General features: G+C 45.7%; 11 protein-coding genes. 9 read left to right on the plus strand and 2 right to left on the minus strand.

Annotation, left to right across the window (positions count from 1 at the left end; all coding sequences use genetic code 11):
- The first annotated feature begins 16 nt into the window (after positions 1-16).
- Positions 17-649: an SCO family protein gene (locus AB4114_RS11735; RefSeq protein WP_441988624.1), complete on the plus strand. Its 633-nt coding sequence runs from the start codon at positions 17-19 to the stop codon at positions 647-649.
- A gap of 10 nt (positions 650-659) precedes the next feature.
- On the opposite strand, the gene AB4114_RS11740 is transcribed toward AB4114_RS11735, so the two are convergent.
- Positions 660-1,013 (minus strand): toprim domain-containing protein, encoded by a 354-nt coding sequence (locus tag AB4114_RS11740; protein ID WP_441988625.1) that lies wholly within the window; start codon positions 1,011-1,013, stop codon positions 660-662.
- A gap of 158 nt (positions 1,014-1,171) precedes the next feature.
- Complete coding sequence (locus AB4114_RS11745; protein WP_441988626.1) at positions 1,172-2,356, minus strand: MFS transporter; 1,185 nt, start codon at positions 2,354-2,356, stop codon at positions 1,172-1,174.
- A gap of 322 nt (positions 2,357-2,678) precedes the next feature.
- On the opposite strand from AB4114_RS11745, the gene AB4114_RS11750 reads away from it, so the two are divergent.
- The 8 genes from AB4114_RS11750 (at position 2,679) to AB4114_RS11785 (ending at position 13,316) form a co-directional block, all read left to right on the plus strand.
- Positions 2,679-3,107 (plus strand): hypothetical protein, encoded by a 429-nt coding sequence (locus AB4114_RS11750; RefSeq protein WP_441988627.1) that lies wholly within the window; start codon positions 2,679-2,681, stop codon positions 3,105-3,107.
- 40 nt (positions 3,108-3,147) lie between these two features.
- The gene (locus AB4114_RS11755; RefSeq protein ID WP_441988628.1) at positions 3,148-4,296 is read left to right on the plus strand and encodes a transglutaminase domain-containing protein; all 1,149 of its coding nucleotides are present in this window, start codon (positions 3,148-3,150) and stop codon (positions 4,294-4,296) included.
- A 10-nt stretch (positions 4,297-4,306) separates the two neighbouring features.
- Complete coding sequence (locus AB4114_RS11760) at positions 4,307-5,014, plus strand: HAD-IA family hydrolase (protein WP_441988629.1); 708 nt, start codon at positions 4,307-4,309, stop codon at positions 5,012-5,014.
- 81 nt (positions 5,015-5,095) lie between these two features.
- The gene (locus tag AB4114_RS11765) at positions 5,096-7,156 is read left to right on the plus strand and encodes a peptidoglycan D,D-transpeptidase FtsI family protein (protein ID WP_441988630.1); all 2,061 of its coding nucleotides are present in this window, start codon (positions 5,096-5,098) and stop codon (positions 7,154-7,156) included.
- A gap of 1,243 nt (positions 7,157-8,399) precedes the next feature.
- A complete protein-coding gene (gene asnB, locus AB4114_RS11770; protein ID WP_441988631.1) occupies positions 8,400-10,274 on the plus strand; it encodes an asparagine synthase (glutamine-hydrolyzing) in 1,875 nt (624 codons plus the stop codon).
- Between the two features lie 40 nt (positions 10,275-10,314).
- Positions 10,315-11,052 carry a Cof-type HAD-IIB family hydrolase gene (locus AB4114_RS11775; RefSeq protein ID WP_441988632.1) on the plus strand — a complete coding sequence of 246 codons (738 nt, stop codon included), beginning with the start codon at positions 10,315-10,317 and terminating at the stop codon, positions 11,050-11,052.
- A gap of 49 nt (positions 11,053-11,101) precedes the next feature.
- A complete protein-coding gene (locus AB4114_RS11780; protein WP_441988633.1) occupies positions 11,102-11,581 on the plus strand; it encodes a DUF456 domain-containing protein in 480 nt (159 codons plus the stop codon).
- 46 nt (positions 11,582-11,627) lie between these two features.
- On the plus strand, positions 11,628-13,316 hold the full coding sequence (locus tag AB4114_RS11785; RefSeq protein WP_441988634.1) for a putative polysaccharide biosynthesis protein: 1,689 nt from the start codon (positions 11,628-11,630) through the stop codon (positions 13,314-13,316).
- The last annotated feature ends 4 nt before the right edge of the window (positions 13,317-13,320 follow it).

The following is a 13,320-nucleotide window of genomic DNA, read 5'->3' on the forward strand; positions in this document are numbered from 1 at the left end:
CTGGGGGACGAAAACGATGGGGACGTTTTTGGAGAAAAACTGGTTTAAGCTAGCACTGGGTGCGATTTTAATTGCAATGATTGCATCCTTTGCTTATAAATTAGTGACGAACGGCAGTAAGCCGGATGAAAGATTAACAGCAATGAAGGCTGCGCCTTCTTTTACACTGCAAGATTTAGATGGTAAAACAGTTACCTCCGAAAGTATGAACGGTAAAGTACGACTCGTGTATTTCTTTTACTCTTTTTGTCCAGATGTGTGCTTGCCGACAAGTTTCTTGATTTCACAGGTGCAGGATGAATTGAAGAAAAAGGATTTACTGGGATCCAAAGCGGAAATATTATCGATAACTGTGGATCCAGTAAGGGATACTGCAGAGGTGCTGAAAGCATTCGGAAATCGCTTCGAATCGAAGCCGGTTCCAGGCGGATGGACGTTCCTACGAGGTGAAGAAGCGAAGGTTCATAAGCTTGCTGAAGATTTCGGTATTATGGTCATCAAAGAGAAAGACGGCAATTTCTCACATTCCAATGCGATCTTGCTCGTCGATCCAAAGGGTCAGCTAAGAAATTACTATGATGCAAGTAATCCAGAATTGGATGCAGATCATATCGTGAAGGATGTTGTAACCCTTTCAAAAGGGAAATAACGCAAAGTGATTATTCATAAGCAGGGTTGGGCGCAGGGTAGATAATATACGCGTCCAGTCCTGCTTTTTCTAATTGCCCAATGAGATATTCTTCTGGTGTGCCTTCGACACCTGCATAGCCCTTACGGGTATAGATGTGTTCGGCATCGGGAAATGTATCGCGCAGCAAATAGCGGATTTTTTTGCCGGATGCGTCATTGTCAGTGAAAATATAAACAGGCAGATCGCCTACCTTTTTGCGCAACGAGTCCAAGGTAATGGAACTGGGAGTGCCGAAGGTACATTGGATGATGACGGTATCATCAACGACTCGCTTCAAGCGACTCCTATCATTTTTTCCCTCAACAATTATGGCAATGGACATGGATTCACCTTCACTCCTTTTTAGAGTAGTATACCCCGTTTGGAGCGGCGATCCAAGTAACGCGGAGCTGCGATATTTCCTGGGAAATGACAAGGATTTACAGCGTATGACACATGGAAAAAGGCCTGACGACATCAAGCCTTTTATGTGAAGAGAAATTATGAAGTTATCACAGGTGATTTGAACGTACGAAAAGGTAGAAGTGATAGAGCTAACATTAGGATGAAGAATGCAATGAAGTAGGAGGATATATGATCGCGAAGCTGGCCAGCCATCATGGGTCCAATAAAGGCACCGACCGAATAAGAAATCGAAAGCAAAGAAAACACACGACCATACCTAGAGCTGCTGGTAATACTGGCAAGTAAAGCTGCAAGTGCGGGATAAATGACACCTTTGGCCATGCCGATTAAGAAAAGGGATACGGTTAATGGAATTGGCCACTGGATGGCTAATCCGAAGAAAACTGCGGCAAGCCCGATACTCCCGCCGATTGTCCGTAAAAAAGGTGATATTTTATTCAAAAACCAGAAAGAGATACTAAGCAATGCGCCTAAACTGACTAATGTAAAAAATACGCCAGAAGTAAGAATTGACTCTCGTGCTGATTTCATTAAGGGCAGTTCGAAGAACAGAATCCCCTGTGAGCAAGAGAGTGCCATGGGAATGAGGAAGAAAAGCCAGGGGATAGAGACACCATCACCTTCATCACCTTCTTTGATATCCTGTGATGCATGATGTCCGTGCGGATCTAAGAGGGCTTTGGCTCCTGTCTTGTCCTCTTTGTGAGCTAGCATTTCCTTCTCTTTTACACCGAAAATGGCAAGAATACCCGTGAAAATAAGGATCCAGCCTAATACGGAAAAAGAGGTTGTAAAGCCAATTTTGGCTACTAATACAGCACCTGCCGCAGGCGAGACTACGGATGCTAGGGTGTGGACCAGGCCGTTGCCTGCCATGAGCTTGCTTTGATGAATGCGATCACGCGCTATGCGAGCAAGTAGAGATAAACAAGCAGGTGATAGGAAGGCAAGTACAAATCCACTGATGGAACGAATGTAAAGCAGATGCCACGGATCTTTCACGTTGGATTGAAATAGTAATATGATCCCTGCTACAATTAAACTAAAGACAATGAAAAATTTACTGCCGTATTTGTCTACACCATAGCCTGCAAGGAGATTGCCAGGAAGATGTGTGAGTGAATATACGCCCATGATGAGCCCTATAAATGAAGGAGCAGCTCCCAGCGATAAGGCGAAAGGGGATAAAATCGGGTATTGCGCGTGTAAATCAAAAAATGCAACAAACATAAATAAGTACAACCATATGGCTGTTCGCACGGTTTTACCACCTCGATCCTTTAGTTTCATCTCTTCTTAAGTTTTACGCCGCTCGTCCCAAGGATATGACCGTTCGGGACAAATGACACAAATTCGAAACAGGGAGGAAGTATGGACCCTATAGTTTTTATACTTTTGGCTGCCGTCGGGATTTTTCTAGTTTTTCGTTTAAGACAATCTTATCGTAGAACTGGAAAAAGCATAGATAAGACCAAAGAAATCGAGCAGAAGCTAGCACAGTTAAGGAAAAAAAGAGATGAAGATTAAGGAGTCCGTGTAGTATGATAGGAAGGGACTTTTGGATTATAAGGAGGGGTTAAAGTTGGATCAGTGGATTTCGTTTGCACAGGATCGTTGGTATTTAATTGTAGGGGCTATTATTGTTCTATTTATTGTGATTGGTATTGTCAAAACCGTGGTGAAATGGGTCGTAGTCCTTGTCATCGTTGGGGCGCTTATCGTTTATGGAGCGAGTTATAAGGATAAAATAAAAGATATTGGGGCAACGGTTATTTCTCAAGTCAGCGATGACATCAAAGATAAGACGGTTAGCGCCTTGACTTCGGAAGCCAAAGAGGCGAAATTCAAGGCTAACCCGGACGGTTMCTTTTTAATTACCACGAAAAGTTTGCAAGTAGAAGGGAAACCGGGATCCGATGAGGTTCAGGTCACTTTTCTCGGGAAAACTTTCAAGATGAATGCAAATGCTGCGGTGAATGCATTCATCGAGCAAGCAAAGAAAAATGCCTAGTCAATTGCTGGGCTAGCTTATCAAAGGAAGGTGAGTACACATGACGGATACCGCGTGGTTTTCAACCACCTCAATCAATTTTATATCCATCTTGATCGTTCTCACGATTGCAGCTTCTGTGCTACAGGGGTTTTTCCGTGGTGGCTCTGGTTCAGCCAGGCATTTCGTTGCTATGTTGGTGGAAGCAGTGCTCGCCATCCTCGCCATGTTTATTGCTTGGAAGGGTGTGCAACTGATTTCACCTTGGATTCAAACGTGGCTGAAAGATCAGAATTTGCAGATTCCGACGGTGGACATAAGTGCGTTAAAACAAGCTTACTATACCGTCATTACTAGCTTGCGCGATTTTCCATTACTCCGTTTTGGCGTTTTATTTATTCTGGGCTATGTTATTATCAAACAAATCTTGAATCACTTGGTTGATTTAGTGTTTGGGCGTTGGTTAGCAGAACGGTTTGCCATGCCCAAACGGAGCCATTCGATCTTGAGCTCGATTTCAGGCGGGGCCATTGGATCCATAGCTGGATTTGCTAGAGCTCTAATGCTAATAGCTATTTTATTCATTTATGTTTCCATATTCCCTCACTCGATGCTAACCCCATATATTGAGTCTTCACATATGTATCAAAAAGGAGCTCAAGAAGTGATTTCACCGTTCACAGGTGATTTTATTGCGGAGAAGGCGCCTGTTTTCACACGTGCTGTAGAGCAAGAATTCACGAATATTTTGCAACGAAAATATGAAGTTCTTGACGCGAAAATCCCGGGTAACATTGCGGATGCAGCCAAGGAAATTACAGCAAATGCCACGACAGATGAAGAAAAAGCTAAACTGCTGTACAGTTGGGTCGGAACCCGCGTTCAGTATGATTGGAATAAAGTAAAGCTATATGAAGAACAACGAATTTGGAAGGAGCAAACGCCAGAGGATACGTTCAATACCAAAGAAGGCGTTTGTATCGATTATTCAAGGTTATACGCACAAATGGCCAGATCCATTGGACTTGATGTGAAGGTTGTCACAGGTCTAGGGTATGATGGTCAGGGTGGATATGGCCCGCACGCTTGGAATGAAGTGTATCTCAAGGAAACGAATAAGTGGGTACCTCTGGATTCTACTTGGGTGGCAAGCGGAGCAAATTGGTTCAATCCACCGAATTTCGATCAAACACATGTGAGGGACGTTTAGAGGAGAGAATATGCGGAAAGAGTTACATGCTTACAAGATGATTTATTTGGATGCAGGTGATACGTTAGTAACGATTCCTGCGGCACAAACGATTTTAAAACAATACTTGCAACTGCGCGCAGTTGACCGAGATGAAGATCATATTAATGAACTTTTTACAGAAGCATTTCGTCTATTTTATTATGTTGAGAAAAAAGATAACTTCGTGGTGTGCAGTCCAGAGTCAGATCGTGAATTCTGGGTTAACCTATACCACTATGTTCTGCATAAGTTAGGCGTTCATGAGGATTGGACAGAGGAAGAGATTTTCAACTGCTGTCATGAGCTATACGAGATTTTCACAGCACCGGAGTATTATGATTTATTTGATGATGTGAAGCCATTTCTGGAAGAGCTGAAGAAACAAGGTTTTCGTATCGGTATTATCTCTAATTTTGCGCCGACACTGAAAGCGATTCTAGCTGACAAAGKGGTATTACACTATTTTGACCCCGTACTGGTATCCACCGAAGTTGGTTTGGAGAAGCCTGACCCTGCAATTTTTCGGCTTGCTTTACAGATGGCGGACGTTGAGGCTAGTGATGTCCTATATGTCGGGGATCATGAGACGAATGATATTTGGGCCCCTAATCAAGTAGGAATAGATGCTGTTCGTATTATTCGGTACCCTTATCACACGGGAGATGGAATCCGATCCCTACTTGAATTGATTCAGTAAGTTTTATCGCCAATAGGAAAGCAGTTTTCGGGGACCGAAAACATAGTAGTTCCTATGTGGAGAGAAAGGATATGAACCCGCATGAAGTCATCCATTATGGATGATCCGAAGAAAAAAGAAATCACTAAAAAACGGCACTTTTCGTTTCGGATCAATATATTTTTCTTCGTTACTTTTTTACTTTTTTCCGTACTCATTGTACGGTTAGCGATTCTTCAATTCGTTCAAGCCAAGGATCTGAAGGCTGCAGAGAATACCAACACGAATCAAACCAACAAAATCGCCCCAATTCGCGGCAATATTTATGATTCTACGAAATCCCCGCTGGCGTATACCATTCCCGTACAGTCCTTATTTTTCCGTATTGAACCAGGCCAGGATAAGGATGCTAATATTGATTTAGCCAAACGCATTAAGAGCGAAGTATTTGACAAGTATGCTAAACCGAATACAGTTAGTCCAACAGCTGAAGAGATTGTTCTTGCCATGGACTTGGGCTATGACATTAATAAAAATAAAGTGAAAGACCCTAGCTACTATTCCGTACCACGCCGTATTAAAGCAGATTTATCCAATGCTGAAATTGCATTTTTGCTGGAACACCGGGATGAATTCAAAGGGCTGGAAGTGACGGAAGAAAGTATCCGTACCTATGAGGTGGAAGACGATAAGACGACAATTGCTACACAATTGGTCGGGTATACGAATGCATTTTCAACCGAAACAGCGAAAAAAATCTATAAGGATAATCCGAATAGTGAAGAATATTTAAGCAACGAGAATGTCGGTTTCGATGGGATCGAGCGAATGTATCAAGATGAGCTGCGCGGCAAGAACGGGAGTAAGAAGTATCCAGTGAATGCCGCGATGAAAATCATTGGAAGGGCCGAAGTCACAGCCCCGGTTAAGGGGAATAATCTGTATCTGTCGATCAACAAGGATGTTCAGAAGGCGACGGAGAAAATGCTGCATGATCATATCCAATATCTCCGTTCTCCTTCCAATGCGAATGATGCGTATTTGAAATATGGGGTGAAGGCCTCCTCGGGCTTCGCAGTAGCGATGGAAGTAGACACTGGACGTGTCATCACGATGGCGAACTACCCGGATTACGATGCGAATGCCTGGACAGGTGGGATGGCAACAACCACCTATAAGGAGATCGAGACGTACATACAGAATGGTACGATCACTACTGCCAAAGCCAAATATCCAGACGCCAAAGAAAATGCGAAGCATCCTTCTTCCATTGTTTTCATGGGTTCAACGATTAAACCGTTATCCGTATTAATCGGATTGAAAGAAAAGTTCTTTTCAGCGGGGGTTCAGAATTACAATGATACAGGTACATTTACCTTTGGTAGGGATGGCAATAGCTCCATTTCAAACTCCGATAAACACGCTTATGGCAGTTTAAATGCGTCGTCCGCCATTGAGGTTTCCTCGAATACGTATATGTCGGCGATGGTAGGTATCCCTTTCTGGAATAAATACGGTCGGGAAAGCTCGAAGGTGACAGCCAAATGGGCAGAGTATCTAGCTAAGTTCGGAATGGGTGTGCAAACGGGCAGTGGATTGCCTGGTGAATACGCAGGCTCCAATGACTTTATTAAAAATGCGGAGAAAGACAGTTATCAATCCGCGATGGTTTACGCATCATGGGGACAGAATGAGAAAACGACAACGCTGCAACTTGCGCAATATACGGCAACACTTGCTAGTCGTGGGAAACGGATGAAACCTCAGTTCGTAGAAGAAATACGTGATTATCAAGGCAATCTTGTGAAGACGATTGAGCCTGAGGTCCTAGATGATTCATCCAAGGAGTTCACACAGTCGGACTGGAATACAATTATTCATGGGATGAAAAGCGGCGCTCAAGGCATTGACGAATTACCCTTCAATGTCGCTCGTAAGACAGGAACATCCACGCAGGATGTGGCTGGCGGAAGGGTAGAGAATGCCGTTCTGATTGCCTTTGCACCTGTGGAGAATCCAAAACTGGCCGTAGCGGTCGTAGTGCCGGAAGGTGGTTTCGGACGTTATGGGGCATCCCCGATTGCGGCGAAAATCTTCGAAGCATATGACGCGGCATACGGTGGAGTTCTGACGAAGCTTGGCGGCGGGAAGCGGCCTTGGTAAGAAAGCAGAAGAAAGATAGTATAGAGATATGAATGGGAAAGAGCTTGCTGCGGCAGGCTCTTTTTTTGTGATTAAAGCTATTGTAGCGTGCAAGGGTCTTTGGCATTGGCTATTTTGCCGCGGTATGTCGGCTTCGGTTGTCAACTGTCGAGTGCCACTATGCACAAAGTACAAAGCAACCCACATATCGCAAACCGTAAACCGTAAACCGTAAACCGTAAACCATAAACCGTAAACGGTAAACCGTAAACCGTAAACCGTAAACCGTAAACCGTAAACCGTAAACCGTAAACCGTAAACCGAAAACCGCAAACCGTAAACAGTAAACCACAAACCGTAAAACCGTAAACCGTAAACCGTAAACCGTAAACCACAAACCATAAATCACAACCCGCAACCCGCTGACCGGAAACCACAACCACAAACCACAAACCACAACCCGCAACCTGCAAACCACAAATCACAAATCACAAACCGCAAATCACAAATAACAAATAACAAGCCGCAAATCACAAATCACATACCGCAAGTCACAAACCACAAATTACTGACCACATAGCAACTGCAACTGCCCGCTGCCGCTTCAACTCCCACTCCTCCCGCCCACTGAACGTCGTTTGCCCCATTTTTGCGAATAGATGGATTTCCTGTAGTTAATTCTTCGTAAAACCGATATAAATCGAGAATAGCTGGATTTTGTACAGTTAATTTCAGGAAATTTCGCCAATATGTGCTGATGGGGGAGAATTAGCTACATGTTTTCCATCTAAATCGATTTATCCGATGGATTTCTCCTAAATAGCTGTACATTTTCCAGTTAAGTTTGAATTGAGTTAAGCTAAGCTAAGTTAAATTAAGTTGAGTTGAGAAAAATTAAGTCAGGTCGAGTTAAGTATAAGTTGATCTACTGAGGCACCTAATCGAGTAACGAAACTCTGCCTTTTTAGCAACATGCACCAGTTACTGCCCAACGGCATATCCTATTCCAAGGGTAAGAATTAGCTTCACCCTAAATGTTGCCCGAGGTCAACTTTTGTGCGCAGAGGAAAGGTGGTCGAATCTCATGAAAAAAAGCCGGTTATCTGCTTCTCTAAAACGACTTCTCATTTCCATCATTTTTCTATAAGATACAGCCATTCTCGTACGCTCACGGTATTTCCTGAAAGACGGGCTGATATGGTATACTAATATATCGGTTGTCCAAGAGAAAGAATGATGAGAGTACGGAGGAGTGAGTCTCACCATGTGTGGTATTACGGGTGTAATGTATTTTGAAGATAGAGAACCAACTGAGGCAAGCTTGAAGCAAATGACAGATGTGATTGTGCATCGGGGGCCTAATGATGTCGGCTTCTGGACAGAGAATCGCATTGGCTTAGGATTTAGACGATTATCCGTTATCGATATCAAAGAAGGCCATCAGCCGTTAGCGAATGAAGATGAAACCGTCTGGATTATTTTCAACGGTGAAATTTATAATTACAAAGAGCTGCGCACGATGTTGAAAGAGCGCGGTCATATTTTCCGCACGCAGAGCGACACAGAAGTTATCGTCCATCTTTATGAGGAATTTGGCGAGGATTGCGTGAAGCACATGCGAGGTATGTTCGGTTTTGTGATCTGGGACCGCAAGAAAAAGCAGCTGTTCGGAGCGAGAGACCACTTCGGCATTAAGCCGTTTTATTATCATGTGAGTGACCGTCAATTCTTGTTCGGCTCGGAAATCAAGAGCTTGCTTGCGGCGGAAGGCATGAATCGGTTGATCCATACGGACAGCTTGCTGAATTACTTGACCTTTCAATATGTACCAGAGCCACATACGATGTTCCAAGGGATTTATAAGCTGCCGCCTGCTCATTCGGTTACAATTACTTTTGACGGCAAAATGACCCTACATAAATATTGGGATCCCATGTTTGAGCCGGAAGAGAAGCCATTTGACTACTATGTGGAACAAATTCGTGAAGGCTTGAAAGAGTCCGTCAAGCTCCACATGGTCAGTGATGTGGAACGCGGATGCTTCCTGTCGAGCGGGATCGACTCGACGGCGATTGCTACGCACATGCGGAATATCGAACCGATCCGCACGTTCTCCGTTGGCTTCGATGGCGCCAACAACGAGACGCCGATCGCTGCTCAGACCGCAGCGACGCTCGGGACCGAGCACTACGACAAAATCATCACGCAGGATGATTTCTTTGCGACGATGCCGAAGGCGATCTGGCACCAGGACGAGCCTGTCGCCGATCCTTCGGCCATTGCCCTCTACCACGTGGCGCAGCTTGCGCGCGAGCATGTAACGGTCGTGCTGTCCGGCGAAGGCGCGGACGAGCTCTTCGGCGGCTATCGCATCTATCGCGAGCCGCAGTCGCTCAAGCCGCTGGATCAGCTGCCGCCATCGGTGAAGCGCATGCTGAACCGCTTCGCACGCATACTGCCGAGCGGAGTGAAAGGCCGCAACTATGTGTTGCGGGGGACGACTCCGCTAGAAGAACGCTTCCTCGGGAATGCCAAAATTTTCTCCGAGGATATGAAAGCGGAAGTGCTCCGTCTCGATAGTGAGATGCTGCGCGCCTACAAGAATCCCGTGCAAATCGCCGGCGATTACTATAACAAAACGAAACATTTGGATCCAGTAAGCCGGATGCAGTATATCGACATGAATTTGTGGATGCCTGGCGATATTCTCATGAAAGCCGACAAAATGACGATGGCGCATTCCTTGGAATTGCGTGTTCCTTTTCTGGACAAGGAGCTGTACGAAGTGGCTCGCCGCATTCCAGCGAAGTATCGCATAGCGAATGGGACAACGAAGTACATTTTCCGAAAAGCGATGGAAGGCATCATTCCGGATCCGATTCTGAATCGTCCGAAGTTAGGCTTCCCAGTACCCCTGCGGGATTGGATGAAAGGCGCGATGGGAGATATGGTCATGGATCAAATCAAAACCAGCGGAATTGAAGATTACATCGACATTGAAGCAGTGGAGAAAATGCTGCATAAGCATCGCATCGGTCAAGGAGACTACGCACGACGCTTGTGGACGCTTTATATTTTTGCACTATGGCACAAAACGTTCATGGAAGAGCTGCCGAAGAGAGTGCTCACCGCTTACTAATTCGACAAATGAAGCAGCATAGAGATGGGGGTTGGCGGGGATGGGAACCTATAAATTAATCGCACTTGATATGGATGGCACGTTACTAAACGAGGACAAGAAAATATCTGCAGAGAATCAAGCAGCGATTCGCGAAGCCACTGAACAAGGAAAAGTGGTGATCATGTCCACGGGACGCGGTGCCATCAGTGCTATGCCTTTCATTAAGGAACTGGGGCTCTCAACACCCCTTGTTGTGGTAAACGGTAGTGAAGTGTGGGCGTCGCCAGATACGTTGCTGAAACGAACACTAGTACCGATTGAAACGATACGTAATTTGCACCAGCTAGCGGTGGAAAACGACTGCTGGTGGTGGGCGTATTCCGTAGAGGGTGTGTTCAATCGAGAAAGTGAAGGATTAGATATGAATCAGCATGAATGGCTAAAATTCGGTTATTTCACAGACAATGCTGAGAAATTGCAACGTATTCGCGAAGTGGTGTCGAGTTGGGGGACGCTTGAAATCACCAATTCACACCCGTCGAACTTGGAACTGAATCCGCTCGGGATCAGCAAAGCAACGGGTGTTGAAACGGTGTGCCAACTTCTGGGCATTGCGATGTCCGAGGTGATTGCTATGGGCGACAGCGAAAATGATATTGCGATGATTCGTGAAGCAGGATTAGGTGTGGCTATGGGGAATGCCCAGGATGAAGTGAAACGGATCGCTGATATTACGACAGTGACGAACAATGAGCATGCTGTCGCACAAGTCATTCGCACTTACCTGCTCACCTAGCCCAGGACCAAGCTCCACATTCACGCTAACATGGAGGAATGAACTGCGCATGATTACCTTGGGTTGGATTGTCGTTATTCTTTTATTTGTCATCGGAATGGTGGGTGCCGTCTATCCGATCCTGCCTGGTGTACTAGCTATTTATGCTGCCTTTTTCATCTATGGTTGGCTGATCACTTGGAAGCACTTCGGCTTCTGGTTTTGGTTGATCCAGACCTTGGTTGTCATTATTATTATCGTGGCGGATTATGCGGTTAGTGCCTTGGGGGTCAAAAAGTTCGGAGGCTCGAAACCGGCAATCGTTGGAAGCACCATTGGTTTGATCATTGGTCCTTTCGTGATTCCAGCATTCGGGATCATCCTAGGACCATTCATCGGCGCCGTAGTGGGTGAATTAATTGCCGGAACCAATTGGCAAAATGCTATACGCGCAGGAATTGGGTCTGTGCTTGGTTTTTTTGCCAGCTCAGTGGTGAAAATTGTTTTGCAGCTGGCTATGATTATTATTTTCTTCCTGTGGGTCTTTTGAGGCTTAGAAGGACGTAAGAAAACTGTAAGAGAGAGAAGGAACGGACTTGACGAAGGTAACCAAAGATTCCCTTGTAAAAGGGACGCTCATTCTCACCGTGGCCGCGCTTGTAGCGCGGTTTCTCGGCGTTTTCCAGCGAATACCGCTGGTGCACTTGCTTCATGAAGAAGGTATGAAGAGTTATGTTATCGCATTCAATTTGTATTCGGTTCTGTTGGTCATTGCGACCGCAGGAATTCCCAGCGCATTAAGTAAAATGGTGGCAGAGAAACGTGCCATCGGTCGACCGGATGAAGCGCAAAGAATCTATCAGGCTGCAATTTGGTTCGCTGTTGTTGCGGGTGCAGCCATGACTGTGTTGTTATATGTTTTCGCCCCGTTCTACGCAGAAAGCATATCACAGGGTGGTCCCGACGCGACTTTAGCTACAAGAGCGATCGCGCCAGCCATGCTTGTATTTCCGCTTATCGCAATCATGCGAGGGTATTTCCAAGGGCGACAGAATATGATGCCAAACGGCATTTCACAAGTCGTGGAACAGATTTTTAGACTTATTATCTCAATTACGCTTGCCTTTTTCTTGCTCGATTTCTCGCTTGGATGGGCTGTAGCTGGCGCTTCTTTTGGAGGCGTGGTTGGAGGTTTAGCGGCTCTAGCCGTTATGCTGTATTATGCCATAAAGCTGAAGAAAGCCGATGCACAAGAACGACAGCCAGCTGTATCACAAGCCGCGGCAGAGCAGATGGGGGTTGCAAGGTCAGAAGATCGTCCTGTGGAATTGATGCGTTACAGGGATATTTATCGCAGCATGTTAAGGCTCTCGATACCGATTGTCGTCTTCTCCGTGACGGTTACACTCGTGTATCTGATTGATACGTCAATGATTATTCCAATCCTGCAAGATGCTATCGGCACTGACGAAGCCTCACGATTAGTAGGTATTCTAGGTGGACGCGCGCAATCGCTCGCGGGGATTCCCATTATTTTGGCCATCGCCTTGAGTCAATCCGTTGTACCTATTATTTCGGCTGCGTATTCACGCAAAGATTTGAAACAGGTCGGACAGCAGACGACACGCGTGTTGCAGCTTGCAATTCTATCTGGTCTTCCTGCTGTACTAATGATCAGTATTGCGGCTAGACCGCTCGACTTCTTCCTCTTTGGGCATGAGGATTCCGCCTATGGAATCGCCCATGGACCCGCGATGATTTCCTTGCTGACGGCAGGAGCAATGTTCCAGATCGTGATGCAGACCTCAGGAGCCGTTCTGATGGGGATGGGACGGATGAAGCCATTGATGGTTCATGTGKGTATCGGCATCGCGATCAAACTGCTGGGCAGCTTCGTGCTGGGGCATTGGTTTGGCATATACGGCATCATTATCTCAACAGGATTATGTTTCATCGCAATGTCATGGCTGAATATACGCTCACTACGCAAGGAAGTATCGTTCACCATACTGGGTCGTCGGTTCGGTGGACTTATCCTCACGATCATTGTCATCGGCGTCCTTGGCTTTGCAGCAGAATGGCTGACACATAACTTTGTAGTACCATCACCTTGGTTCCGCTTGAATCAAGGTATCCAAGCGGTGCTAATCTGTGGGTTAACAGTTGCTTTGTATCCCCTTATGCTCATGATGACGCGCGTGGTGACGAAGGATGATGTGAAGAACTTTCCATCACCCATACAGAAGCTCATTGGGAAAGCGAGTCGTTTGCTCCGACGTTCGTAATCGC

This window comes from Paenibacillus sp. 2RAB27, assembly GCF_052115445.1.
In the GTDB taxonomy this organism is placed as follows: domain Bacteria; phylum Bacillota; class Bacilli; order Paenibacillales; family NBRC-103111; genus Paenibacillus_E.